This window comes from Pseudoalteromonas sp. NGC95, assembly GCF_015864705.1.
Taxonomy (GTDB): domain Bacteria; phylum Pseudomonadota; class Gammaproteobacteria; order Enterobacterales; family Alteromonadaceae; genus Pseudoalteromonas; species Pseudoalteromonas arctica.
This window is the reverse complement of sequence record NZ_JADYWR010000001.1, coordinates 114085-140209: the sequence shown is the minus strand read 5'-3', so window position 1 is coordinate 140209 and position 26125 is coordinate 114085. Positions and strand designations below refer to the sequence as shown.

At 40.1% G+C, this 26125-nt stretch carries 20 protein-coding genes and 1 pseudogene; 11 read left to right on the top strand and 10 right to left on the bottom strand.

Features of this window, described 5'->3' with window-relative positions; translation table 11 throughout:
- Nucleotides 1-45 precede the first annotated feature (45 nt).
- The 4 genes from queG to I6E70_RS00605 form a co-directional block, all read right to left on the bottom strand.
- A complete protein-coding gene (queG, locus tag I6E70_RS00620) occupies nt 46-1179 on the bottom strand; it encodes a tRNA epoxyqueuosine(34) reductase QueG (protein ID WP_197187813.1) in 1134 nt (377 codons plus the stop codon).
- Nucleotides 1180-1245: 66 nt separating this feature from the next.
- The gene (locus tag I6E70_RS00615) at nt 1246-2466 is read right to left on the bottom strand and encodes a methyl-accepting chemotaxis protein (protein WP_197187812.1); all 1221 of its coding nucleotides are present in this window, start codon (nt 2464-2466) and stop codon (nt 1246-1248) included.
- A 45-nt stretch (nt 2467-2511) separates the two neighbouring features.
- Entirely contained in the window at nt 2512-3216 is a 705-nt protein-coding gene (locus tag I6E70_RS00610) for a glycerophosphodiester phosphodiesterase (RefSeq protein ID WP_197187811.1), read from the bottom strand.
- On the bottom strand, nt 3213-4079 hold the full coding sequence (locus I6E70_RS00605) for a DMT family transporter (RefSeq protein WP_101164448.1): 867 nt from the start codon (nt 4077-4079) through the stop codon (nt 3213-3215). The genes I6E70_RS00610 and I6E70_RS00605 overlap by 4 nt, the downstream gene beginning before the upstream one ends.
- A 327-nt stretch (nt 4080-4406) precedes the next feature.
- Here I6E70_RS00605 and I6E70_RS00600 point away from each other — a divergent pair, with 327 nt between their 5' ends.
- The 5 genes from I6E70_RS00600 to rlmB all read left to right on the top strand — a co-directional run bounded on the left by I6E70_RS00600 (nt 4407) and on the right by rlmB (nt 10403).
- Nucleotides 4407-5510: a sensor histidine kinase gene (locus tag I6E70_RS00600; RefSeq protein WP_010554317.1), complete on the top strand. Its 1104-nt coding sequence runs from the start codon at nt 4407-4409 to the stop codon at nt 5508-5510.
- Complete coding sequence (locus I6E70_RS00595) at nt 5507-6121, top strand: response regulator transcription factor (RefSeq protein WP_197187810.1); 615 nt, start codon at nt 5507-5509, stop codon at nt 6119-6121. The genes I6E70_RS00600 and I6E70_RS00595 overlap by 4 nt, the downstream gene beginning before the upstream one ends.
- A gap of 100 nt (nt 6122-6221) precedes the next feature.
- Nucleotides 6222-6962 carry an enoyl-CoA hydratase/isomerase family protein gene (locus tag I6E70_RS00590; RefSeq protein WP_197187809.1) on the top strand — a complete coding sequence of 247 codons (741 nt, stop codon included), beginning with the start codon at nt 6222-6224 and terminating at the stop codon, nt 6960-6962.
- 205 nt (nt 6963-7167) lie between these two features.
- Nucleotides 7168-9663: a ribonuclease R gene (gene rnr, locus I6E70_RS00585; protein WP_197187808.1), complete on the top strand. Its 2496-nt coding sequence runs from the start codon at nt 7168-7170 to the stop codon at nt 9661-9663.
- Nucleotides 9660-10403, top strand: a complete 744-nt coding sequence (gene rlmB / locus I6E70_RS00580; protein WP_007378377.1) for a 23S rRNA (guanosine(2251)-2'-O)-methyltransferase RlmB — start codon at nt 9660-9662, stop codon at nt 10401-10403. Before rnr ends, rlmB begins: the two co-directional genes overlap by 4 nt.
- Nucleotides 10404-10599: 196 nt before the next feature.
- On the opposite strand, the gene I6E70_RS00575 is transcribed toward rlmB, so the two are convergent.
- The gene (locus I6E70_RS00575; protein WP_197187807.1) at nt 10600-12756 is read right to left on the bottom strand and encodes a TonB-dependent receptor family protein; all 2157 of its coding nucleotides are present in this window, start codon (nt 12754-12756) and stop codon (nt 10600-10602) included.
- A gap of 188 nt (nt 12757-12944) precedes the next feature.
- Nucleotides 12945-13796, bottom strand: coding sequence for a LysR family transcriptional regulator (locus tag I6E70_RS00570; RefSeq protein WP_007579940.1), 852 nt, complete (start codon nt 13794-13796; stop codon nt 12945-12947).
- 126 nt (nt 13797-13922) lie between these two features.
- Here I6E70_RS00570 and I6E70_RS00565 point away from each other — a divergent pair, with 126 nt between their 5' ends.
- From I6E70_RS00565 to I6E70_RS00545, 5 genes are all read left to right on the top strand, one after another.
- Nucleotides 13923-14522, top strand: coding sequence for a hypothetical protein (locus I6E70_RS00565; protein ID WP_002958026.1), 600 nt, complete (start codon nt 13923-13925; stop codon nt 14520-14522).
- A gap of 117 nt (nt 14523-14639) precedes the next feature.
- Nucleotides 14640-15722 (top strand): glycine cleavage system aminomethyltransferase GcvT, encoded by a 1083-nt coding sequence (gene gcvT / locus I6E70_RS00560; protein ID WP_121955113.1) that lies wholly within the window; start codon nt 14640-14642, stop codon nt 15720-15722.
- A gap of 73 nt (nt 15723-15795) precedes the next feature.
- Complete coding sequence (gene gcvH, locus I6E70_RS00555) at nt 15796-16185, top strand: glycine cleavage system protein GcvH (protein ID WP_024590231.1); 390 nt, start codon at nt 15796-15798, stop codon at nt 16183-16185.
- A gap of 161 nt (nt 16186-16346) precedes the next feature.
- Nucleotides 16347-19238 carry an aminomethyl-transferring glycine dehydrogenase gene (gene gcvP / locus I6E70_RS00550; protein WP_197187806.1) on the top strand — a complete coding sequence of 964 codons (2892 nt, stop codon included), beginning with the start codon at nt 16347-16349 and terminating at the stop codon, nt 19236-19238.
- Between the two features lie 739 nt (nt 19239-19977).
- A complete protein-coding gene (locus I6E70_RS00545) occupies nt 19978-21288 on the top strand; it encodes a hypothetical protein (protein ID WP_197187805.1) in 1311 nt (436 codons plus the stop codon).
- Between the two features lie 724 nt (nt 21289-22012).
- Here I6E70_RS00545 and I6E70_RS00540 read toward each other — a convergent pair.
- The 4 genes and pseudogenes from I6E70_RS00540 to I6E70_RS00525 form a co-directional block, all read right to left on the bottom strand.
- Complete coding sequence (locus I6E70_RS00540) at nt 22013-23161, bottom strand: hypothetical protein (RefSeq protein WP_197187804.1); 1149 nt, start codon at nt 23159-23161, stop codon at nt 22013-22015.
- 304 nt (nt 23162-23465) lie between these two features.
- Nucleotides 23466-23774 carry a hypothetical protein gene (locus I6E70_RS00535; RefSeq protein ID WP_007579961.1) on the bottom strand — a complete coding sequence of 103 codons (309 nt, stop codon included), beginning with the start codon at nt 23772-23774 and terminating at the stop codon, nt 23466-23468.
- A gap of 387 nt (nt 23775-24161) precedes the next feature.
- Nucleotides 24162-24408, bottom strand: a pseudogene (locus tag I6E70_RS00530) (DUF4235 domain-containing protein).
- 228 nt (nt 24409-24636) lie between these two features.
- Entirely contained in the window at nt 24637-25020 is a 384-nt protein-coding gene (locus I6E70_RS00525) for a hypothetical protein (RefSeq protein WP_197187803.1), read from the bottom strand.
- 468 nt (nt 25021-25488) lie between these two features.
- Here I6E70_RS00525 and I6E70_RS00520 point away from each other — a divergent pair, with 468 nt between their 5' ends.
- Nucleotides 25489-25983 (top strand): hypothetical protein, encoded by a 495-nt coding sequence (locus I6E70_RS00520; protein ID WP_007378461.1) that lies wholly within the window; start codon nt 25489-25491, stop codon nt 25981-25983.
- The last annotated feature ends 142 nt before the right edge of the window (nt 25984-26125 follow it).

Here is a 26125-nt window from a genome sequence, read left to right as displayed (position 1 = left end):
TATAATTAATTAAATAATGTTACTTTAAGGCTTACTCCAACTGCATTATGCATCTCTGGGTAAGCCTTTTTCTACGATTCTGATTAACCTAGCCGTTTTACGAATTTGTAATCGTTGTTTATCGTTTTGTTGAGCAAGCGCCCATTCAATATGTTCTAAAACAAGCTCGCTGGATATTTGGCTTTTATCTTGTAAAGCATGAATAATAGCCGGGCTAAACTCTGCATTACCTAAACCGACCGCTATATTACGTAACCAACGTTCGTGACCTATGCGGCGAATAGGGCTGCCTTCGGTATTTTTTAAAAATGTAGGCTCATCCCAAGCAAATAGCTCAAGTAAATCTTTATTTTTTAATTGAGTACGGGGATGAAAGTCATTTTCATCCGTTATTTGTCCATAACGATTCCAAGGGCATACCAACTGGCAATCATCACAACCATAGATACGGTTGCCTAATAAAGTTCGGTATTGTTCGGGTATGGGGCCTTGGTGTTCTATCGTTAAGTACGATATGCATTTACGTGCATCAACAACGTAAGGCTCTACAATTGCACCTGTTGGGCAAAGAGTAATACAAGCAACACATTTTCCGCAGCCTTCAAACGTGTTCTCTGCATCTATTGGTAGGGGTAAATCAATAAATAGCTCGCCTAAAAAAAACCATGATCCTGCTTCTTGATTAATTAATAACGAATGCTTACCGCGCCACCCTAAACCGGCTTTTTCGGCAAGTTGACGCTCAAGTACCGGGGCTGAATCTACAAAGGGCCTAAAGCCATATTCGCCAATTTCTTGCTCCATTTTTTGGCCAAGTTTTTTTAAACGATTACGCATTAATTTATGGTAATCACGACCCAGTGCATAACGACTTATGTATGCTTTTTCTTTATTTTTTAAGGTTTTTGCAAAGCCAGCATCGGGAGGGAGATAATTCATTTTTACGGATATAACACGCTGTGTACCAGGTACTAATTCAGCAGGGCGAGCGCGTTTCATGCCGTGAGCAGCCATATAATCCATCGAGCCGTGGTAGCCAGCATCAAGCCAGCGTTGCAATTGGGCTTCGTGCTTAGATAGGTCAATATCAGTAATACCTACTTCGCTAAAACCAAGCTCTTGCCCCCAGGTTTTTATTTGTAGGGCTAATTTTTCATAGTCTGGGGTAGGGTTGCTCACACACTTCACACACTTAAATTAATAGCTGCGTAATTTACCATATTTCTCTGAGCCCGAAAACGCTTCTTAGCGCACGAAGCGCTTTAACTGTTGTTGGGTCTGTAAGCTTAACTGTTGAGATTGCTCGCTATCGGCTAATGCCGTATCTATTTGCTGTTTAGCTTGCTCACCTAAAGCTACTATTTGCTCTACCGATTGGTGAGTATTAGTTTGAGTGCCCTCAAGCATATGTACAGCACTGGCTATTTGTTGTAGTTGCTGTTGGTTGTGCTCAAACTCGCTAAGCATTTTTGTAAAACCCTCGGAGGTTGCACTAATTGAGCTTTGTGCATTATTGGAGTGAGTCATTAATTGCTCTGACTCTTTATTTGTTTCATTTACTAGCTCATTCATTTGAGTAATAAAGTCGCTTATTTGCCTAGTTGCGCCACTTACCTTTATTGAAAGTGTGCGTACTTCGTCTGCAACTACGGCAAACCCTCTGCCAGCTTCACCCGCTCTAGCTGCTTCTATTGCGGCGTTAAGGGCTAACAAATTAGTTTGATCAGAAAACTCTTCAACCATTTTTAAAATACTACGAATGTTTTCACTGTTCTCTTTCAGTCCCGCAATTGTATTTGAAAAGCTACCTAGCATATTAGTAATAAGTTTAACCTGCTTTACTAAAGTAGCGAGCTCTGATGCAGATAGTTTTACAAAGTTAAGGTGTTCATTATTAACGTTATGCACGCTATCTGTATTATTTACTATGTTTTGTAAGCTTTGGGTTATTTGCATACTGGCATTAATAATACTGTGGCTTAACTGTATTTGTTGCTCGCTTGATTGCTCAGTATTTTTCATCGATTCAGTGACTTGTATATTACTGTGTGCACTAGCTTGAGCACTGTTATATGTTGTGCTGAGTAACTCACTTAAATGGGCAGTAAATATATTATATTGTGTACTTAAATCTTTAAATTCGTCATACGAAAAGTGAGGAAGTTTTGCTGCTAAATTTGCATCTTGTTGGTTTATTTTTATCAAAGTATCGCGCATAGCAGTAACAGGGCGAACAATTAAAAAACGCATATAAAAAAGAGTAAAAATAAAACCAGATATAATAACAAGCGTAAGCAGCCAAAATAGCCCTGTGCTTTGCTGTTGTTCGCTTAAACTCTGATGCAGCCAAAATAATGTAATTGCTTGGAACAATAATACAAAACTTAAATTACCGATTATTTTACGCGTTAACGTAAAAAAGAATGTTTGCTCTATATAGTTATAAATTTTCATAAAACTACTCATTATGCTTAAGCCCTACGATTCTTATTTTAGTTAGGGAGGTGTAAGTTAGCTTCTTTGTAACGATAACAAGTAAGCTTTGGTTCGCGCTGGGTAATTCGTAAAAATTCCGTCTATGCCATACTCCAGCATTAGCGCTATATCTTGTTCTCTATCGACCGTATAAGCATAAATCTTTAAGCCTCTTTTTTTTGCATCATCGGCAAAAGCCTTATTTATAAAGGTTTTATCTGCATGTACGCTATAAGCGTTTAAATCACTTGCAAACTTTGCATAGTTAATTGGAATAGAAGAAGTAAGGGCGCCTATTTTAAGCCATGGTAGCTTGCTTTTAAGCCACTGTAGTTGATGATGATCAAACGATGATACTAAAATATTTGCTTTCGATATTTTGTTAGCTTCAATGTTTTGTTCTAGTTGAGCCACAAACCTTTCTAGTTCAAACGTATGTTTAAGCTCAATATTTAATAAGGATTTATTATTATTCCAATCAAACAGCTGCTGAAGAGTGGGAATTTTTTCACCCTTTCCAGCATCAAGTTTAGAGAGTTCATGTGCCGTAAAGTTACTCACCCTACCTTTACCGCTGGTGGTTCTATCGAGCCATGAGTCGTGTATTAACATGTAATCATCGATGGAACTTTGAATATCTACTTCAATACCATCAACACCTACTTTTAACGCTTCTAAAATAGCGCTTTTGGTGTTTTCAGGAAAATCCCCACTGGCACCACGGTGTGCAAATACTTTCATTGTCGAGCCTTTTTAGTGATTGACCACGTTTCAAAACAAGCGGCACTAACAATAAGTGCTCCACCAACTAACGTCATAACAGTAGGACGTTCATGAATAATTACTATAGCCAGTATGGTGCCATAAAGTGGTTGTAAGCAAGAAATTAACCCCGCAGTTGCCGCTGATAAATGCTTTAAACTTGCTGCAAATAACGAGTGCGGTGTAGCCGTAAAAATAACACCCGCTATGGCAATTAAAATCAGGTCGTGATTACTAACCTCATATACCGGCACTTCTATAAATGCGCACAGCATAATGCTTGCCACTAAGGTTTGATAAAACATAGTTTGCGGGCCACCATATTGGCTAAAGTAGCGCTTATGGGTAATGTTTCTGATTGAAAAAAACAATGCCGATATAACACCTGTTATTACACCTAAGGTCACATCGTCGCCTAAATTTGCACTTGGTACTAACAGGTAAATACCTAAAACAACCACCGCCGCACTTATTATATCTTTTGCTTTTGGCCTGCTTTTATTAAATAAGGGTTCTAAAAACACCGTCATTACGGGATAGCTAAAAAATGCCAGCATTCCAATAGTTATACCGGCCATTTGCATACCAGCAAAATAGGTAACCCAGTGAATACCCACCGCAATACCTAAAAATAACGCAATAAGGTAGTCTTTAGGTTTGTTGAGTTTAATTTGTTTTTTTTGAAAATACAGCATGGCTAAAATAGCCATCCCTGCAATTGCAGTTCTGTAAACGGTAATATCTAAAGCATTTAAACCAATAAGCTTGGCAAATAAAGCGGTTCCGCCAAAAAGTAATACCGCTATGTGCAAATAAATTAAACTTTGCTGCTGAGATTGCATTTAGTTTCCTTGTTGTACTTTTTGAACATATTAACATTGCTTAAAAATTCTTAAGATGAATTTTTTTATCGCATGACAAATGTCATAAAAGTTGATGACACTTCACACTCTTATTATTTTTATACGCTGGCATAGTTACCTTACTCAACAGGGGATAATTATGAATTCTTTAATTTTAATCAGCTTAACTATTAATGAAGTGCTAGAGGCGTTAAGTTTTACGATTACGTACGCAGATTGCTTTATGCTGGCATGCATTTTTATGTTATTTATATTTATTAATAAAAATAGTCCTATAAGTAAAAATAATATGCCTGAGGTATTAGTATGAGCTCGCTTAACTCCTTTTCTCAACAAAGTGATAAAGGTTTTTGGAAATATGGGCATTTAATTTTTACAGGCTTTTATTTACTCCCACTAATAATTAATTTTGCGAGCTTTACTGCTAACCAAATAACGATGTCTTTAGCCTTTTATGTTGCTTTTATTCTTTTATATGTAAAAGCAATAAACTGCAAAAGTGCAGGGGTGACCAAGTTATTTGTAGCCATGCTATTAATTTGTTTTTGCGCCACTTTTTACACCACAGGTACTCCTACTTTATTTGGCTTTGCAGCGTACGTAGCAGGCTATGCATACAGCTACCATCAAAGAATTTATGCTGCACTCGCGATTATATCTACGGTTTTATTAAGCGCATATATTGGTGATATAGGGAAGGTGCAATACTTTTTAGCCGTTGCTTTGATTTTATGTGCAGCCTTATTTAGTTATGGTATTGCAGCTAAAAGAGAGAGCCTGTACAAAAAACGTGAGCAAGAAAACGCTAACCAATTAGAGCAATTAGCAGCAATTGCTGAGCGTGAACGGATAGCCCGCGACTTGCACGATATTTTAGGTCACTCATTGTCATCTATTGCTTTAAAAGCTGAGCTTGCCAATAAATTAAACCAAGGTGAGCGTTACGCTCAAGCAAATAGCGAAATTGCACAAGTGGCCGATCTGGCAAGGCAGTTACTTAGTGATGTAAGAAGCGCCGTTAGTGATTTAAAACAGCTTAACCTTGTTAGCCAAGTAGCACAGTTAAAACAAAGATTAATAGAACAAGACTTTAACGTTTCATTTAATGTAGTTTTAAATACTCTACCCGCTAAAGTAGAGGGCATCGCAGGCCTTATAATTAAAGAAGCCGTTACCAACTTGCTACGCCATAGCAGCACAAAAAATTGCGAAATAAATATAGAACAAACAGCGCAGCAGCTACTCATTACCGTTATTGATCGTGCACCGTGCTCCACATTGAATTCGGGCAATGGCCTAAATGGTATTAAAGAGCGAGCAGAACAATTAAATGGCAGTGCAACATTTACCTGTGGCGATATTTTTACTTTAAATGTAATGCTACCAATTTCAGCTAAGGATTTACAATGATCAGAGTGTATTTAGTGGAAGATCAAGCGCTTGTGCGCGACGCAGTAGCAGCATTGTTAGGACTCGATTTTAATATTGAGATTATTGGGCAAGCAAGTAACGGGCAAGATGCACTTAATGCAATTGAGGCGCTTGATATTGATTTACATCCCGATATAATTTTAACCGATATAGAAATGCCAACCATGAATGGTATAGAGCTCAGCGAAAAAATAGCCGCTAAGTTCCCCGCTATAAAAATGGTTATTATGACTACATTTTCTCGTGCGGGTTATATTAGGCGAGCGCTTACGGCAGGTGTTAAAGGTTTTATTTTAAAAGAAGCACCCAGTGAAGAGCTAATAAATGCGCTTAAAAAAGTAATGCAGGGGCAAAAAGTGATAGACCCAGAGCTTGCTATTAATGCATTGGACGACGCAGATCCACTTACCGATAAAGAACGCAAAGCACTTAAACTTGCAAGCGACGGCCTTAAAACAAGCGACATAGCCAAGCAGTTATTTATAAGCGAAGGTACTACACGTAATTATTTATCAGACGCTATTGCTAAGCTAAACGCCACTAACCGTATAGATGCTGCACGTATAGCTAAACAAAAAGGATGGCTTTAAATAGTGGGTTTATAAATTATAAGCAAAGTATTACTATGTTACTTATAAAAGTAACGAACAGCGCTTAAAGTTAGCTTAAAAAGCGCTAAAAGAGGTTTTAATGGCAAATTTAATAGAACTAACAACTAAAAATAACACCGCTATACTCACCATGAATACCGCTGAAAACCGTCACAATCCAGCGTTTTTGGCTGAGTTTAATTTACACCTTGACCACATTGAAGCAGATCAAAATATTAAGTCAGTTATTCTAACGTCTTCGAGTGACAAAAACTGGTCATTAGGCATCGACCTTCAATGGATGTCTAATCCAAGTATTTTACCTGCTGCTATTTCTGACTTTATGATTCAAATAAGTGACTTGTTTAAGCGCATAGTTACTTTTCCTATGCCTATTATTGCTGCGTTAAACGGGCATACCTATGGCAATGGTTCGGTGCTTGCGTGTGCGTGCGATTTTAGATTTATGAAGTCAGATAAAGGCTTCTTTTGTTTTCCTGAAGTGGATGTAATGGTGCCGTTTGTACCGTCGATGTTTCCTATAATTAATAAAGCTATTTCGCAAACATTCTTTAATCGTTTAGCTATGTCAGGAGAGCGTGTTGGTGCACAGCAGTTGCTAGACAATAAAGTGGTTGAAGCTGTGTTTGCAAATAACGACGAACTACAAGCGGGTGCACTTGAGTTTGCCCAGCAGTTTAATAAAAACCGCTGGATTTACGCTCAAAATAAATCACAAATGAATAAGCAAATTTTGCTTACAATGAAAGAGGAAGACCCAAGCTTTATTGATAATATAAGCAAACTGCTCTGGAAAAATCTACAAAAAAATAGTATTTAGCGCGATAGGGTTTTAGCATTGCTACCAGATGACTAAATACTTTGCAGTTAAGGGGTCGTTAAGCCCCATTGCGCTAGATTTTTAAACTATACAGAAAGATAAACAGCAAGGTAAAAGTGCTTTCTCAAAAGTTTAATCGCTTTTACCTGTCTCATTATAACTATATGGGTTAAAATACCTACATAACCAACTAACAAGATAGTGAATGTCAAACCAAGATCCAAATCTCAGTCGAGAACAAGAAAAGTACGAAAACCCAGTCCCTAGTCGTGAGTTTATACTTACTCACCTTCAAGAGCGTTCAAAGCCTGCTAACTACGCGCAATTATGTGAAGAACTAGCAGTAAACGATGACGAACGCCAAATAGCATTTAAACGCCGCCTTCGCGCTATGGAGCGTGACGGACAGCTGTATTTTAATAAATTTAAATGCTACGCCCTAATTGACGAAGCCGGTTTAACCAAAGGCAAAGTAATAGGCCACAGAGACGGTTTTGGCTTTTTAGAAGTTGAAGGCGAGAGTAAAGATTGGTTTATTGCTAAGCACCAAATGAATATGGTGTTACATGGCGACATTGTACTAGCTAAAGGCACTAAGCGTGGCTCTGGCTCAAAATGCGATGCACGTATTATAAAAGTGCTTACTAACGAGCGCGCGCCAATTGTTGGCCGTTACTTTGTAGAGCATGGTGTTGCCGTTGTGGTAGCTGAAGACCCGCGCATAACGCAAGATATAATGATTTTACCAGGCAACGAAAACGGTGCCCGCCATAACCAAATGGTGCAGGTTAAAATCACTCAAAATCCAAGCCGTAACATGAACGCGGTAGGTAAAATTATTGATGTACTTGGTGAGCATTTAGCCCCAGGTATGGAAATTGAAGTCGCACTGCGCAATCACGATATCCCACATGTATGGCCAGAAAAAGTTGAAGCACAAGTTGCTCACCTAGGTGAGTTTGTTGAAGACGCTGACAAAAAAGGCCGCGTAGATTTACGTGACTTACCACTTGTAACTATTGATGGCGAAGACGCTCGCGACTTTGATGACGCCGTATACTGTGAACCTAAAAAATCGGGTGGCTGGCGCTTATGGGTTGCCATTGCCGATGTATCTCATTACGTAGGAATGAACACGCCGCTTAACAAAGAAGCAATTTTGCGTGGTAACTCAGTGTATTTTCCTGAGCAAGTAATTCCGATGCTACCAAAAGTGCTTTCTAACGGATTATGTTCGCTTAATCCAAAAGTAGATCGCTTATGTATGGTTGCCGAAATGACCGTATCGAGCTCGGGTAAACTTTCGGGCTATAAGTTTTACGAAGCGATAATGAACTCGCATGCACGTTTAACTTACACCAAAGTAAATGCCATTTTACAAAACGACGAAAAACTACGCGAAGAATACTCAGCCGTAGTGCCACATTTAACTGACTTACAGCAAATGTATATGGCACTTAAAGCAGCACGCCAAGACCGTGGTGCCATTGAGTTTGAAACCCTAGAAACACGTTTTGTATTTAACGCTCAGCGTAAAATAGAATCAATAGTGCCTGTTATTCGTAACGATGCGCACAAACTAATTGAAGAATGTATGATTTTAGCCAACGTATCGGCGGCTAAAATTCTTGAAAAGCACGAAGCAAGCGCGCTTTATCGTGTGCATGACGAACCAGACAGCGAAAAACTAGGTAACTTTACTAAGTTTTTAGGCGAGTTAGGTATCGAAAGCACATTAAGCGACGAGCCAACACCAAAAGAAATAACCCAAGTATTAGCGCGACTAGGTGACCGCCCAGAAGCCGAGCTTATTCAAACTATGCTACTGCGTTCAATGAAACAAGCTGTATATCAGCCAGATAACATTGGTCACTTTGGTTTAGCGTTATCGGCTTATGCGCACTTTACATCGCCAATACGTCGTTACCCAGATTTAGTAGTACATCGTGCTATTAAAGCAGTTATAAAAGCACAAGGTCAGCAAACGTCTGGCGAATACGCTTATACCGACGACGAAGTTGATCAACTAGGTGAGCAGTGTTCTACCACAGAGCGCCGCGCCGATGATGCAACTCGCGAAGTAGCGGATTGGCTTAAATGTGAGTTTATGCAAGATCACGTAGGTGACGAGTTTGACGGTGTTATTTCATCGGTCACTAACTTTGGTTTGTTTATTCGTTTAGACGATTTACAAATTGATGGGCTTATTCATGTTACTAATTTAGGCGACGAGTTTTTTGCACATGACGCTGCAAAACACACCCTAATAGGTGAGCACTCTCACAAAGTTTATCGCCTTGGCGATAAAGTAACAGTAAAAGTTGCGTCGGTTAGTTTAGACGATCGCCGTATCAACTTAACGCTTAAAGGCGATGTTGCACAAGACAGATACTCACGTCGTCGTGCGCCAAAAAAAGGCTCAGGTAAATCTGAGCATGCGCCAGCAAGTGTGCGTTCGCAATTAAAAGCAGGCAAAGTACCGGGTAAAAAGTCGCACAGCGATGACAAACCAAAAGGTAAAAAAAAGCCAGCAAATAAAGATAAAGGCAAGCCTGCAAATAAGTCTGCAACTAAACCCGCAGATAAAAAAGCAGCAGACACTGCCGTAAAGAAAAAGCCTAAGAAGAAGGCAGTTAAAAAGCCTAAAAGAGCTGGCAAAAATGCCCGTAAAAGTACTAGCCCAGGAGCAGATAATACGTGAGTAATGAATTAATTTTTGGCTTTCACTCTGTTGAAGCAATTTTAGAAAGCGAGCCAGAGCGCTTTGTAGAAATTTACGCCCTTAAAGGTCGTGACGACAAACGCTCAACTCCGATTATTGATGAAGCACGTAAGTTTGGTATTTCAGTACAGTTTATGCAGCGTAAAGCCCTTGATAGCAAATCAAAGGGTGAGCAGCATCAAGGTATTATTGCCAACGTAAAAGCAGCGCCAACGTTTAACGAAAAAGATCTTGATGCGATAATCGCTCGTGAAGACACCCCGTTTTTACTTGTACTTGATGGTATTACCGATCCGCATAACTTAGGCGCATGTCTACGTAGTGCAGACGCTGCAGGTGTTCACGCTATAATTGTACCTAAAGATCGCTCTGCAAAGCTTAACGGCACAGCACGTAAAGTAGCTTGTGGCGCAGCCGAAACAGTACCGCTTATTCAAGTGACTAACCTTGCACGTACGCTTCGCGAAATTAAAGATGCAGGCGTATGGGTTGTAGGTACTGCTGGTGAAACTGATAACCACGTATTTGATGCAAGCTTAACGGGCCCAATGGCGATTGTTATGGGCGCAGAAGGCGAGGGCATGCGACGCTTAACGCGTGAGCATTGCGATATGCTCGTTAAAATCCCAATGGCGGGTACTGTTTCAAGCTTAAACGTATCGGTAGCCACGGGTATTTGTTTGTTTGAAGTATTACGCCAACGTAACGCAAATAACTAATATATAAAACGATAAGTTTTATGTATTAAAAAGCCGAGATTGAAATTCAATCTCGGCTTTTTTGTATCTGTAACTTACGCTTTAACTATGTAAGCTTTGGTAAACGGTTTAATAACAAGGCAATAATTTAGATGTGTAGTGTTCTTACATAAAAAATTATTAACGCTGTTAGTGAACCGTTTAACCAGCTTTCAATTTAGAATGAGTAAGTGTAGCCCATCTGTACAGTACGTGGCTTACCTGGTTGAATGCCACCGTTTGAACGGTTAGCAACGTATGTTTTATCAAACAAGTTATCAACGCTTAGGTATACTTTTTGATTTTCATCGATTAAGTATTTAGCAGCTAAATCCCATACTACGCGGCTATCAATTGCGTTTAAGCCCGACTGCGTTAAGTTAGCATGCGCATCAGATACGTAACGTATTTGGCTGTTAACTACAAACGCAGAAAACTCAGCACCTAACGATAACGCTACTTGGTTTTCTGGTACGTAAGGCATTGCATCGCCTTTTTCTACCGTGCCCCAAATTTCTGAATCAAAATCGTTTTTAAACTCAGAGTCTGTGTAGGTATACGTTAATTTAACTGGGAACATAGCTGTATCAGTTGCAAACGTACGTGCTCCACTAAATTCAAAGCCCGCTACTTCTACTTCACCGTAGTTGTATTGGTCGCCAATGTTGTCGTCGCTACAACCAACCGCTGCAGTACAGTTACCGTGCATGTTGCTGTAGTCAGAGTAAAACGCAATTACTTCACCGCTAAAGCCATCCATATTAAAGCGAGAGCCAAACTCAATGTTTACACTTTCTTCTTCTTCTTGGTCAGCATTACCAGGTGCTGCTGGTGCATAACCTTTTTGAATGCCCGCAAGTAGCGTTACGTTTTCGTTAAGCGTGTAAGTAGCACCTAGTGACGGCACTAAAATTTCAGTATCGTTCGACACATCTTTAGTTAAACCGTTGCTGCGTGTTGGATCTGATTTAGACCACTCTTCACGCGTAATAGTAATGTCTTCATAACGAAGGCCTGCACTTACTACTAATGCATCAATTGTCCACTCGTCTTGAATAAACAAGGTACTTGCTTCTGCGCTATCTACACGGTTGCTGTCAGAGCCCGGAACGCCTTGCTCTGTAAGCGTTAAGCTTAGGTCTTGATTAAGTGTGTATTTGTCTTCCCATTGAAAACGATCCATTTCGTCTTCGTGGTAACGTACGCCAACAGTCACATAGTGATCGCCTGCAGGAATATGTAATTCAGACTGAATACCTTTAGCTTGGTAATCGCGGTTATTAGCTTTAATACCAATACCTTCAATACCTTCGCTTGTCGGGTTTGCTTCAAATTCACTGTATTGTTCAAGGTAGCTTTCGCTTACTTTGCTGGCTTTATACCAGTTACGATGAAAATCGTTTAAGTAAGCCGTAGCTAAAAACTCATAGCCATCACCAAAACGGTACGCGTAGTTAAGTTGGTATGCGTTATGGCGAGTATTCATTTCATCGTTTTGCGATGCAGCATAACGACGGTAAGGACTTTCTTGATAATCTTCGTCAGTTAAGCCCATATATGTTTCGTCTGATGTTTCGTCAGAGTACTTAATTTTTAGCTCAAGATTATGCGCATCGTTTTGACCAAACGTATGGCCAAACTTTAATAGTAAATCTGTTTTTTCAAAGCCGGTGTTGTCATTACCTACTGGCAGCTCTTTAAAGCCGTCTGCGCCGTAAGTAAATACTTCAATTAAGCCTGCTGTGTTGTTTTTTTCTTTACCGAAGTAAGCGTGACCTTTGTAGTAACCATCACCACCAAGGGCTGCATCTACCATACCTTTTGAGCTATTTGGCTCAGTAGGTAAGCTGCGCGAAAGTAAGTTTAAAACACCGCCCGTAGTACGCGGGCCGTACTTAACTGATGCCGCGCCTTTTAATACTTCAATAGACTCCATACGACCCGTAGTAGGGAAGTAGTAAGCAGATGGTGCTGAGTATGGTGCTGGTGCAACTAATACACCGTCTTCCATTACTGATATTTTATCGTTACGGCCAGTACCTGTGCCGCGCATACCAATATTAGGACGAAGGCCGTAGCCGTCTTCTTCTTGCACGTACACGCCCGGAACAGACGCTAAAACGCGAGAAATATCAGTAAATTTGAATTTTTGAAGTTCTTCATCAGAAATAAACGTAGCCGAACCAGGAATATCGTTAATTGCTTGTTCTGAGCCAATAACGGTAATTTGTTCAAAGCGTTGTTCTTTATTGCTGGTGTCTTTTGCTATTGCAGTAGCACTAAAAGACAAAGCAACCGCAGTTGCCAGGGTAGATACTAAAAACTTAGGGTTCATTGTGTTCCTAATCATGTCAATTATCTTAATTGGCGTAATTTGAACACGTTAACGAATACGAATCAATGTTATTAAGTATTTAATTATTCAGTTTAATAGAACTAAAAGCACCTACTTATGCAACTTTGTTAACTAAATCGTTTCTTTTGTATTAATTTGTAATTGCTTTACTCGTTATAAAGTTTTGATTAGCTATAACCTAAACGTAGCGCTATAAACTCCGCGAGCTTATCTACTGCATGGTCAGATTCACCCGAACTTTTAATTAAACTAATACCAATATTACCAAGAGTGGGTAAATGTTTGGTTTGAACTTGATAGTTAAGCTCACTCGGTACTGTGCTTTTAGCAAGTACGGTAATACCTAAGCCTTCTTTTAATGCAGCAATAAGGCCGGTTAAATCGGCGTTGCTATATACAATTCGGTATTTTATGCCCGCACTTTTTAATGCATCAATTGCACGGCGACGATAAATACACCCCTCTGGCGCGGTAACTAGCGTAACCACGTCGTTTTGCGCAAGTGACAGGTCGCCCACCCACACCAGCTCGTCTTGCATAAAAATAGGAAACTTATCAGAGTTAAGTCGCTCATTTAGCGCAAGTACTAAATCGAACTGATCTTGCCTTGAGGCCGAAAGTAAATGTTTACTTAAACGCGACTTAACTTCTAACGACACCTCAGGGTAGAGCGCCACAAAGTCGCCAATAATAGAAGGTAAAATACGCGCTGCAAATTCGCTCGGAATACCCAAGCGCACTTTACCTGCGATGTTTTCTGATGTGAACTGCTGCAAAATAGCATCGTTGTGTTGCATCATTTGTTTTGCCATAGGCAATAATAGCTCGCCGTACTGGTTTAATACTTGGCGCTGTCCTTGTTTTTTAAATAGTTTATAGCCAAGCACGTCTTCTAAGCGCTTTATTTGCAAACTTACAGCAGGTTGCGACAGGCCAAGTAAATCGCCTGCTTTAGCAAAGCCGCCTATTTCAACTACCATTACAAAAGTACGTAAACCGTCTGTTGATATGTTTTTCATATTTAAAATTACAATTTATATAGCTATATATATAAGTATTATTTATCAATTGATAAAAAATTACAATTTGTTGTTGGTAGGCGTGGGCAATATACTTTTGTAATCGAAAATACACAGGTGTTTGTTATGACTTTTAACCCAATAATGTTTGCCCGCCACAGCAACGCAAGTAGTGCGGTTACTAACGCTTTGCAAACTAACAACAATCACGTTGTAATGGATTTTAGCGGCACCGAAACCAGTGTATTTTTAAGCACTATTTTAGGCCTTGATTTAACTAAGCTTACCGCCAGCGGTTTAGGCTTAAAAGGCACGCTTGATGGCGACTATAATTCTGACTACAGCTTTGCTGTTTATTACTTTAGCGAAACCGCCTTTAGATTCGTACTGCCACACAACGCAAGCCTTCAACTACAAGCACTTATAAACGAGCAACAACTACGTTTTGATATTGATTATGTAGTACGCACCGACCTAGCAAGCTTTATTTTAAGTGGCGACAACGCGTTTGATACTCTAGTAAATGCTTTTAAATTAACACCAGGTTTGCGCCTTTCTGACGCGCAACTATGCTACGGTGCGCAAAGTGGTGATGTATTTATTACCGCCATTGATAAAAACGACGAACAACACTTTGTATTAGTCGCTAAACAACAAGAATTACAAAAATGGCAAAGCTACATGCAAGCGCAAGGTTTTGCACTTATGCATAGTGAAGCCGCATAACGAATACAAACAACAGGTGAACGTAACAATGTTTACCTGTTTTTAATTGCGATTAAGCAATTAAAGTCTATTTAAGCCACGCCCTAAACAGGGTTAATTTAAACGTGAAGGAATGTTATGACTTCTAAAACTGTACTACATGCTAAGCACCTAGAAGCGGGCGCTAAAATGGTTGATTTTCATGGCTGGGAAATGCCAATCAACTACGGCTCACAAATAGAAGAACACAATAGCGTGCGTACCGACGCAGGTATGTTTGACGTATCACACATGACTATTGTTGATATTGAAGGGCCTCAAGCACAAGCATTTTTACGTAAGCTAGTAGCTAACGACGTTGCAAAATTAACCGTACCAGGTAAAGCGCTTTACACAGGCATGCTTAACGAGCAAGGCGGTGTAATAGACGACTTAATTATTTATTTCTTTAGCGAAACCTTTTACCGCCTAGTTGTTAACTCAGCAACGCGCGAAAAAGACCTAGCGCATTTAGCTAACGTATCGAGCGACTTTGACGTAACGGTTACAGAGCGCCCTGAGTTTGCAATGATTGCAGTACAAGGCCCTAACGCTAAAGCAAAAACAGCCACTCTTTTAAATGCTGAGCAACAAGCAGCTGTTGAAGGCATGAAGCCGTTTTTTGGTGTTCAAGTAGGTGATTTATTTATTGCCACAACGGGTTATACTGGCGAAGACGGTTACGAAATAGTAGTACCGAACGACCAAGCAGCCGATTTATGGCAACAACTGCTAGACGCAGGTGTTAAGCCTGCTGGTTTAGGTGCACGCGACACGCTACGTTTAGAAGCAGGTATGAACCTTTACGGCCTAGATATGGACGAAAGCGTATCACCACTTGCAGCTAACATGGCATGGACCATTGCATGGGAACCAGAAGATCGCGACTTTATTGGCCGTGACGTACTTGTTAAGCAACGCGCAGAAAAAAGCACTGACAAACTAGTTGGCTTAGTGTTTGAAGAAAAAGGCGTTTTGCGTAGCGGTTCTAAAGTAATTGTTGACGGTGGGATAGGTATCATTACTTCTGGTACTTTTTCACCAACACTTGGTTTTAGTGTAGCCCTTGCACGTGTACCACGTTCAACAGGCGATACAGCTCAAGTAGAAATGCGTAAAAAATTAGTAAACGTTAAAGTAGTAAAGCCTAGCTTTGTACGTAACGGTAAATCAATAATTTAAATAATTTGGTTATACCAATCACAATAATTATTGTGATTGGTATCCTCCCAATATAAACCAAAGGACAAATAAAATGAGCAACATTCCTAGCGAGTTAAAATACGCACCTTCACACGAGTGGGTTCGCAGTGAAGGCGACGGTACATTTACTGTTGGTATTTCTGAGCATGCACAAGAACTTCTTGGCGACATGGTATTTGTTGAATTACCAGAAGTTGGCGACGAAGTAGACGCTGGCGAAGACTGTGCAGTAGCAGAGTCAGTTAAAGCAGCATCAGACATTTACGCACCTATCAGTGGCGAAATTGTTGCTATTAACGAAGAACTTGAAGACTCACCTGAAACAGTAAACAACGACGCTTACGGCGACGGTTGGTTATTCCGTATTAAAGCATCTGACGAGTCTGAGCTAGACAACTTATTAGACGCTGAAGGTTACTCGCACACTATCGACGAAGAATAATCATTTTTTGAAGATAACTAAAAGCCCCGTTTAATGTATAAAAATGGGGCTTTTATGATTTTACAGCATACAACCCCATACTGAGTGAGCTGTTAAATCATCAAATATTTTAATTAATGCTAGTTACCCATTAGCATTTAGGATCATAGGAATCTGGATTCATGTCAAACGCCAAATCTCTTGAAGAACTAGAGCAAAAGCAAGATTTTATTCGCCGCCATATTGGGCCAAGCCCAGCACAAGTAAGCGATATGCTAAGTGCTTTAGAAGTATCGAGTGTGCAAGAGCTGATCGACCAAACTGTACCGGCTAGCATTCGTCTAGAACAACCGCTAACAGTTGGCGAAAGCCGTACTGAAGTTGAAACACTAAGCTACCTAAAATCAGTAGCCAGCAAAAATAAAGTTTTCAAATCGTACATTGGCCAAGGCTACCACCCAACTAACGTACCGCACGTAATTTTACGTAACGTACTAGAAAATCCAGGTTGGTATACAGCGTACACACCGTATCAGCCAGAGATTGCTCAAGGGCGTTTAGAATCATTATTAAACTTCCAAACTATGACCCTAGATTTAACCGGTCTTGATTTAGCAAGCGCATCACTACTTGACGAATCAACAGCCGCTGCAGAGGCTATGGGCCTTGCAAAACGCGTATCAAAAGCTAAAAAAGCCAATGCCTTTTTTATTGCCGACGACGTACACACACAAACAATCGACGTAGTAACAACACGTGCCGAGCAGTTTGGTTTTGAAATAATTGTAGGTAAAGCAGAAGATGCCGTTAACCACGACATTTTTGGCGCATTGTTCCAATATCCAACTACATCAGGCGAAGTGGTAGACATAACAGACCTAATTGCTGGCGTACAAAGCAAAAAGGCCATTGCCTGTGTTGCTGCCGACATAATGAGTTTATTACTGTTAAAAGCACCGGGTAAACTAGGCGCAGACGTAGTACTTGGTTCGGCTCAACGTTTTGGCGTACCTATGGGTTACGGCGGCCCACACGCAGCATTTTTTGCAACACGTGACGCATACAAACGTTCATTACCAGGTCGTATTATTGGTGTATCTAAAGACCGTTTAGGTAACGACGCACTACGTATGGCAATGCAAACGCGCGAACAACACATTCGCCGCGACAAAGCCAACTCAAACATTTGTACAGCGCAAGTATTACTTGCCAACATGGCAGCGTTTTACGCGGTGTACCACGGCCCACAAGGCTTAAAAACTATCGCGCAGCGTATACATCGCTTTGCTGATATTTTAGCTGCTGGCCTTAAAGCTAAAGGCATCGCACTTAAGCACAGTACTTGGTTTGATACGCTAACAGTAGTAAGCGACAGCAAAGACGACGTAACAGCACGTGCAATTGCAAAAGGCGTAAACTTTGCAACAAACCACGAAGGCGAGTACTCAATTTCGGTATCAGAGACAACAACACGCGCCGATATTGCACAGTTATTCGATATTATTTTAGGCGAAGGCCATGGCCTAAGTGTTGACGCTATTGCAGCAGACGTTGAAGCAAATGGCAGCGAGTCAATTCCTGCAAGTTTAGTACGTGACGACGAAGTACTAACGCATCCAAACTTTAACAGCTACCACAGCGAAACAGACATGCTTCGCTATATTAAGCGACTAGAAAGCAAAGACTTATCGCTTAATCACTCAATGATCTCGTTAGGCTCATGTACCATGAAACTAAACGCGACTGCTGAGATGATCCCAATTACGTGGCCTGAGTTTGCAAACCTTCACCCATTCTGCCCGCTAGATCAAGCAGAAGGTTACCAAATAATGATTGGCGAGCTACACGACTGGCTAGTAAACATTACCGGTTACGATGCAGTATCACTTCAGCCAAACTCTGGCGCACAAGGTGAATACGCAGGCTTAATCGCGATTCGTAAATACCACGAGTCACGAGGGGATGCACACCGTAATGTATGTTTGATCCCAAGCTCTGCGCACGGTACTAACCCTGCATCAGCGCAAATGGCAAGCATGAAAATTGTGGTAGTTAACTGCGACAAAAACGGTAACGTAGACATGAGCGACCTTAAAGCGAAAGCTGAGGAAGTGTCTGAAAACTTATCGTGCATCATGATCACATACCCGTCTACGCATGGCGTATACGAAGAAACAATTCGCGAAATTTGTGACATTATTCATGAGCACGGCGGCCAAGTTTACATGGACGGCGCAAACATGAACGCGCAAGTTGGCGTAACAAGCCCAGGTTTTATTGGCTCTGACGTATCGCACTTAAACTTGCATAAAACGTTTTGTATTCCACACGGTGGCGGTGGTCCAGGTGTTGGCCCAATTGGTGTTAAATCGCACCTTGCGCCATTTATGCCAAACCACAGCGTAATTAACGTACCAGGTACTAACATCGGTAACGGTGCGGTATCGGCAGCGCCTTACGGCTCAGCCGCTATTTTACCTATTTCATGGGCTTACATCACCATGATGGGCAGCGAGGGCTTAAAACAAGCTACTGAAATGGCAATTGTTAATGCTAACTACTTAACGCATGAGCTAAGCAAGCATTTCCCAATTTTATACCGTGGTCGTAACAACCGTGTTGCTCACGAATGTATTGTTGACTTACGCCCGCTTAAAGAGCTATCAGGCATTACTGAAATGGACGTAGCTAAGCGTTTGCAAGATTACGGCTTCCATTCACCAACTATGTCGTTCCCAGTAGCTGGCACATTAATGATTGAGCCAACTGAGTCTGAATCAAAAGGTGAGATTGACCGCTTTATCGAAGCAATGGTGTCAATTAAAGGCGAAATTGAAAAAGTAATCTCTGGCGAATGGTCAATCGAAAACAACCCGCTAGTGTTTGCACCGCATACACAAGGCGACGTATTAGGTAACGAATGGGACCGCGCGTACGACCGTTTTTACGCTGCATTCCCAGTGCCTGCAGTAGCTAAAAACAAGTTCTGGCCAACCGTTACACGTATTGATGACGTATACGGCGACCGTAACTTAGTGTGTGCTTGTCCACCGGTTGAGACTTATCGCGACTAAGAACAGAGACTAATTTTTTGACCTTTAATGGGTAGTAAGTCCCATTATAGTTTGGGAATTTATCAAAATTAAAAAAGTCGTTGCAGCAATGCAACGGCTTTTTTGTGTGTGGTGATTCGCCATAAATTATATGGGCGTAGGTTGGGAAGAGTGAAACGAAACCCAACAAATCACAAATATACTTACTCACTTAAAAGCCAAGAGTATGTGTTATTTATTGTAGGCGTTTAGCTTGCTGACGCGCGGGCGGCAGCCTGAATAAGTATTTGAATAGGTGTTTGAGGTCACCATCATCGATAACGCGAATACGTTTCGCATTTTTTTAAGATTAGAAACCTTATTCAAGGTTTTGTCGCGGTGGCGACAGCAGCCAAAGAGGGGCTGCCGCTGGTCCCTCTCTGGTCTATCTTCGTCTTATCGCGCATCCATACGCGATATTACTAATCAATTGCTCATTTTAATGGCGTGGTGACGGGGGAAGGTGTTAAACGTGATAATTGTTTTGGCCTTGGCAAGAAACAAGACCTGACCCTTTGCATTTTTCTGTATTCTAGACTTTAGCGAGTAACTTTAGCTTTAATAAATGCTTAACTTTGCAGGTATGGCTATTTGTTGGCTTTATTTGTGAGTTGTATGTTTTTTTGTTTACAAATTATTGCAATTTAGTTGCTAAATAACTTGTTGTTGCTCTATTTAAGTTGAGATAATGAAACGGAATAAACTTAATGGACTAATAAAAATGAATAAATTTATACTTACCCCACTCGCTATTGCACTTTCTTTAACGCTCAGCGCATGTGGTGGCTCTTCATCAGATGGGAATTCTGCAAGCTCATTAAATGGCGGCAGTACAGCTCAGCTTCAAACTATTTCATTACAAGCATTAACTCGCCAGTGCGGGACCGATTCTGCGTATCAAACTGATGTTGTTTTTCATAACGACGATGGTGATGCTATAGGCTCTGTTAAAACCGACGCCCAAGGTAATTTCTCAGGTGAACTACCTTCTGGTACAAGACATGTATCATTACTGGGCGATGTGGTTGATGAGACCGACGGTGGTTATAAGCAAATTTTCACTGAGCTTGATATTGAAAATAGAGCTAATTTAGGCAAGTTTTATTTTAATAACTTTAGCGAAGGTTGTGGGTGTACTGAATATAATGTTGATACAACAGCGCTAAGTACGATTGCATCTGATTACACGATATACCAATCTCAAGGTAATGAGGTTTCAGGTTCTGTAAATATTTGTCCTAGTGACAATAAGCTCTATTTAACAGCGCTGTCTAGGTATTCAGTTGATGCAAAAGCAGCAGTTATTGATGTACCGGTAAACTCGTCAGTTATTACGCTAACTGATGAAGATTTTATTCATGACGGTGTTGAAGTTCCTGTTCAATTAGATTTTAATGCTGATTATTCTAGTACTAGAAGTTATATTGAAGCTGAAAATACTTATCAGTTTGTTCAATATAGTTTTTCAGGAATATCAGACACTCTTTTTATATTCCCCACAGTAACTGAGCACAATTCTTATGTGCAGTTTGATTTTATGTCCGACCCGATGAACGTAGATGGTGTTGAAGTTGATATCCACAGTTATGCTCGAAGCGCAATAGAAACTGATGGTGATTATCAGCTGACAGAGCTTCCCACGATTACTGATGATTTAGGGTTTAGTTTACTTCAGATTACTGAAAACAATGATGCAAGCTTTGACTTTAGCAATGTAGATAACCGGTTTGCTCGAACAACATGGGGTTATAGTTTTTTAGTTGATGATGCTGCAGAAAGCAGGTTTGATTGGACAATAAGAGGTGGCATAAGCGGTCAAATTCCTGATTTATCTTTCGGTAGTATTTTTCCTGAACCTACCGATGAAGTTATTTTAGAAGAGCTAACGTTATTACTTTATGGCTATGCTGGTAATGCAACCGATGCAAACAGTTATGCACAATTATTAGATACGATTTCTGAAGGCGGGCATTTAACTAAGCCTGAATTTAGTAATTACGTATATATATTCATAGGTGCTGAGTTGTATTAGTTGTCACGTTTTATTTTGTAGTATAAGGCCACATTTTTGGCCTTATACATTAAAATCAAAGGGGGCACTCATTAGAAAGTTCCAGTCAAGCAGGCTGCTGTGTTTTCTTGAACTTTTTATTCAAAAATCAAGTATTCTTATTATTTAAACTCAATTTAAATATGGCTACGCACTGTACCCTATACAACTATTAATGACGTCGATTGGTGTGAATATACACCATGGCTTGAATAAAGAACGCCATATGAGTTTAAGCGTTTTAATTGAGCATCATTGATGATTAATTAAGGCTCTTGGCTTACCTCTCAGTCATCGTTTAGTGCCAATATCGGCCCAAACAACAAATGCCTTGAAATTATACTTATAATCTCTATTATTGACATCAACAACACCCCTCCCGCTACCCGTAAGCTCAGCGCCCTGCGAGGGGTTAATTATTTCTATAGTATGGTAAAAGGATTTAGCCTTCATGCAGATCCCCAAAGCCCCATAACAACTGTGCAGCAAGTCGACTTTCTAGTGGAACCAAAGGCACTAAATTTTGACTAGACATCAAATACCTAGCTTTTTAGTTTATTGCTCATCGAGTTAATTACTCTGTCTAGACCACTGTGAATAGAATATGAAAATGCGTTTACCATGTGATTAACCGTGGGAGAGTGCATGAGAAAATAAAGGGCAATGTTATTGCCCTTTATTATGTGCTTAAACTAGTCGTTCTAAACTATAGCGCTACTAAGCTTTGCTCTAGCATTGCCTTTATTTGTTTTACTATTTTAGCTTCTGTTTCAGGTTCGAATTGTTGTATACGTGGGGTATGAATATGCCCTGTAGGTATACTTGAATTAAGCGCATCGCGCAGGCGAATACTGCGGTACGATATTTCGTTAGACAGGTAACCACCACCACCGCCATTAACCGCAATACTATTTTTAAGCTCGCCGTACGAACCGGCTTTATAGGTTTTTTCAAGCGTGGTGACTTCGTGATTGTCGATAACTTTATAAGGGCCTTTGGCTTGTTGCATGTAAGTTAAAGGCAAGCTAAATTTTACAAACTCGTTGCCCGGGAGTAGTCTGCCATTAAGCTTTGGTATTACTGGGCTTGTTTGCGTTCCACCATACACAATATTGGCATTATCGGGGGCAGTTACACTGCGACGTTTACCCGGAAAGTGCTCTAAATCAAATTCTGTTCTGCCCATACTTACGGTTACTACCATGTCTACATTATTAAGTGCGTAGTAGGGGGCAAGTAGCGATTCTATTATACCTTGATCAAAGTCTTCGTAGCGCACAGGCACCATAACGGTGTTAATTTCTGCGCTTATGCCGTTGTAATTAATAACTTGGCCGTCGAGTAATAACGCCGCAACACCTGAAGGATTACTTTGGTTTATGTTTTTATCGAGTAAAAATGGGTCAAAGCCAGTTAGTAATATTTTTTTAGTGCTGCCTGATGAAAAAGCAAGGTCGGTACGGCCTCTGCTGCCGTCCTCAAGCATTGTTAGTAAAGTATTTAGTTGAGCCTGCGTAATTGAAAATTTAGGTGACGTTGTGCGTATTACTTTGCTTGAAAGCAGGCGTGCCCAGTAAAGCTCTCGGTCGTCGTAGTTATTGGTTTTTAGTATGCGTTGTTTTGCGTTTTCCCACAGTTCAAAGCTGAAGCTTTGTACTAATGTTTTTGCACTTTTAAAGTCGTTTAATTCTTTAAATTGTTGTTCAAAATTTGATACTTGTGGGGTAAATGCATTTAAAACATTTGGCATTGCTGATTGTGCTTTGTTGATACGCTGTTCTTCAACAGTTAAAGGATTACTTAAAGCAGCGAATGAAGAGGCAATTAAGCTGGTCGCTAATAATACTTTGATCATAATACTCCTAAGATAAAGCTATTGTTTTATGTGTAATTTACTATCCTACTATTGCTAACTTAGGGCAACCAATTAACGTTGAATCGACTGATATTTGCTTTTGCCGTGCATTAGTATTGTTTAACGGCCAATTAGTATCACCGGCTAATAAAAAATCCCTGAGTCAAAAATTGATCTTTATAGGTTCTACTTTAAGCTCTCATAATAGTAAAAAGCCGTTGCAGTAATGCAGCGGCTTTTCATTATAGTTTTGTGTGCTTTGGCAATACGAGCATAAGGCTCTATACCCCTTTAAAACCCTCTATTAATCGTCAGGTCCTTTTAAGGTAAACACTAAATGTTTACGCATATCTTTTAAAATAACGCCTTTTTTAAGCATTGCGCCGCTTAAACGCTTTTGCCATTTTAATAAATCTGGTTCTGCGGCCGCTAAGGCTTGCTCGTTTTCAAACTGAAAGCACAGCAGTAGTGTACTTGGAAATAAGTGGTATTCCACATCAAACCAGCATTGCAGCATGCCTGGGAGCTCAGCGCGACCTTGTTCTTCTAATTTTTCAGCAGTATTAAGTACAAGTGCTTGCTGTTTTATTTGCACTGCAGAGAGTTTTTTCATTATTAAAATCCAAGTTAGCGGCTAAAAAATGCAGCCGGAATGCGGGCATTATACGCAAGCTTGTAGGCAGGCAACAACTTTGAAAGAGAGTTAATGTTTAATAGAGTGTATCTGCTTAAAATCTAGGAGGCCCTGTTGGAAGGCGCCTTTGGCTTTTCCAACCTACGTAGGTTGGAAAAGCGGCGCAGCCGTGCCATCCGACATTTTAAATTTAACCACAGAACCCCGGTTTGGATATTAATATGTTTTTTAGCTCAATAGTTAAGTAACCTTAATCAAGGCTTTAGCAAAGTTGCTTGCGACAACTGGGGATTGGTTGCCGCAAGCCGCCCTTAGAGCCTCACCGCATTACGATTAATACTTATAAGAGGTATCAATCGGGTCGGTTTATTTGGATCGGCGCTTGTCTAGTACATAACGTACGGCCATTCTTGCAACACCCGCACCAATACCTGAGACTACTGCCCATGTAACGGCCTCTTTAAGATCGGTTTCTTCGCTTGGTCTATCTTTTGGGGCTGGTTCGTTGGTAACCTTTTCCCACGATTTTTTGTAAAGTTTTCCTTGTTAACATACCTGCAGATGCAGCGGCGAGACCTATACCGATAGTCGTAATTAGTTGTTTATTACTCATAATGTTCTCCTTTTTATAAATAACGGCAGCGTTATTTATGTATAACTCTTTAAGTAAGAATATTAATAACAGCAATTTACGTACCGATATACGCCTGGGTAATAAGCACAGTTATATAAAAAACTCACTCAAAGTTTTACAAATTTAAGCGTAGAGCTTTGAGTGAGATTACGACAAAAGTAAGAGCGTTTAACTGAAAGGTTATTTTACTCACGCTTAGGAGGTTTATTAAGCTTGTGCTTCAGTTCCTAGTAAGGCACCGATATAGGCGAGTTCTTCGCTAAAAATACCATTCAAAAGAGCGTTTTGCTCAATTATTACAGCGTCATTAGGTTGGGCTTTGTATTCTTGCTGGCATCTTGTGAGTTCGGTGGCCAGCCATTGGCAAACATTAGTAGTTAATTTTATTGCTGTTTTTAAAAATAATGACCATTTTATTTTTTGTAAATTAAAGCGGTAAAGCGCGACAGCAATAACACCATAAGCTTGCTGTTCAGGTGTTGGCATGTTGTTAGTATTTATTGAAGTGCTGTTTAAAAGCTTGGTATTGACCATCGCTTGTTGCAGTGGAGCTTGTTGTGATTGACTTAAGAAGTTGTTTTCGTAATCCATGGGTGGCCTATATCTGCTGATAGCAGGGCAATATAAAAAGAAGATTTAGCACAGTATTTTACGATTCATGCGCACCGAAAAATGAACCACAGTGATAACAAAATTAGACTGACTCTTTACTGAATTAATAAAACACAATTGTAACTGGGTAGGGGAATTGAAGAGGATAAGCGTCTTTGTTTTAACCTTCAAATCGCATGAAAAATAATGCTCTGTTGGTGTTTTTAATTTTATTGGTAAGCACGGTAATAACCATAAACAATAGAGTGATAAAAACCTCTCTTTATTTCGCAAGGAATTTTGTTTATGTAGATAGGAGTTTTTTACAAAATTTAGCAATTTTTACTCTAATAATAAGAGTGTTAGTACGGAGTTTTGTTTTATATTATTGATTTTAAATGATAATTTACTTGGTTTGAGTTTTGCTTGGTAGTAAGTGTATTTTCTTAAATAAATAAAGGAGTTATTATGAGTACCGTTATTACTGGGTTATTCGAAAGTGCATCACAAGCAACACTCGCAATTTATAGATTAGAAGCTTTAGGTATTAATGAAGCTGATATTAGTATTGTAGCCAACGACTCATACGCAAAGGAAGATTTTGCTGTAGACGAAGGTACTAAAGCTGCCGAGGGCGGCATTATAGGCGCGGCTTCAGGTGGTATTCTTGCTGCAATTATTGGCGGATTTACTGCCGTAGGGACTGTAGCAACAGGTGGTACGGGCTTATTAGTTGCCGGTCCATTAGTCGCTGCATTTGCTGCTGGTGGCGCAGGCGCTGCAGTTGGTGGTACTTTAGGTGCTGCAGTTGGTGCGTTTATCCCCGAGCACGAAATTAAGTATTATGAAGATGCCATTGAAAAAGGCTCTATATTAATTGGTATTAAGTACGATAGTGACAACAAAAACGCTATTGAAGAAATACTTAACAATGCAGGCGCAAGTAACGTTTCTACAGCGTAATGCTAGCTAATTAGTTTCAAAATTAATATGAAAGGTGAAACTTAGTTTCACCTTTTTTATGCTATTTTTTTGATTAGGCATAAAATCTAACTTTAAGTAGCGCTTACAATTAAGTTATTATTTTAACTGTATTAATACTAAG

What these genes read in the sequence shown, in the direction of transcription:
- gcvH (WP_024590231.1), top strand. Translation starts at nt 15,796, where the DNA reads ATGAGCAACATTCCTAGCGAGTTAAAATACGCACCTTCACACGAGTGG.
- I6E70_RS00525 (WP_197187803.1), bottom strand. Translation starts at nt 25,020, where the DNA reads ATGGATTACGAAAACAACTTCTTAAGTCAATCACAACAAGCTCCACTG.
- I6E70_RS00540 (WP_197187804.1), bottom strand. Translation starts at nt 23,161, where the DNA reads ATGATCAAAGTATTATTAGCGACCAGCTTAATTGCCTCTTCATTCGCT.
- I6E70_RS00535 (WP_007579961.1), bottom strand. Translation starts at nt 23,774, where the DNA reads ATGAAAAAACTCTCTGCAGTGCAAATAAAACAGCAAGCACTTGTACTT.
- I6E70_RS00610 (WP_197187811.1), bottom strand. Translation starts at nt 3,216, where the DNA reads ATGAAAGTATTTGCACACCGTGGTGCCAGTGGGGATTTTCCTGAAAAC.
- I6E70_RS00595 (WP_197187810.1), top strand. Translation starts at nt 5,507, where the DNA reads ATGATCAGAGTGTATTTAGTGGAAGATCAAGCGCTTGTGCGCGACGCA.
- I6E70_RS00600 (WP_010554317.1), top strand. Translation starts at nt 4,407, where the DNA reads ATGAGCTCGCTTAACTCCTTTTCTCAACAAAGTGATAAAGGTTTTTGG.
- I6E70_RS00570 (WP_007579940.1), bottom strand. Translation starts at nt 13,796, where the DNA reads ATGAAAAACATATCAACAGACGGTTTACGTACTTTTGTAATGGTAGTT.
- I6E70_RS00545 (WP_197187805.1), top strand. Translation starts at nt 19,978, where the DNA reads ATGAATAAATTTATACTTACCCCACTCGCTATTGCACTTTCTTTAACG.
- rnr (WP_197187808.1), top strand. Translation starts at nt 7,168, where the DNA reads ATGTCAAACCAAGATCCAAATCTCAGTCGAGAACAAGAAAAGTACGAA.
- gcvP (WP_197187806.1), top strand. Translation starts at nt 16,347, where the DNA reads ATGTCAAACGCCAAATCTCTTGAAGAACTAGAGCAAAAGCAAGATTTT.
- I6E70_RS00520 (WP_007378461.1), top strand. Translation starts at nt 25,489, where the DNA reads ATGAGTACCGTTATTACTGGGTTATTCGAAAGTGCATCACAAGCAACA.
- I6E70_RS00590 (WP_197187809.1), top strand. Translation starts at nt 6,222, where the DNA reads ATGGCAAATTTAATAGAACTAACAACTAAAAATAACACCGCTATACTC.
- I6E70_RS00615 (WP_197187812.1), bottom strand. Translation starts at nt 2,466, where the DNA reads ATGAGTAGTTTTATGAAAATTTATAACTATATAGAGCAAACATTCTTT.
- gcvT (WP_121955113.1), top strand. Translation starts at nt 14,640, where the DNA reads ATGACTTCTAAAACTGTACTACATGCTAAGCACCTAGAAGCGGGCGCT.
- I6E70_RS00565 (WP_002958026.1), top strand. Translation starts at nt 13,923, where the DNA reads ATGACTTTTAACCCAATAATGTTTGCCCGCCACAGCAACGCAAGTAGT.
- I6E70_RS00605 (WP_101164448.1), bottom strand. Translation starts at nt 4,079, where the DNA reads ATGCAATCTCAGCAGCAAAGTTTAATTTATTTGCACATAGCGGTATTA.
- I6E70_RS00575 (WP_197187807.1), bottom strand. Translation starts at nt 12,756, where the DNA reads ATGAACCCTAAGTTTTTAGTATCTACCCTGGCAACTGCGGTTGCTTTG.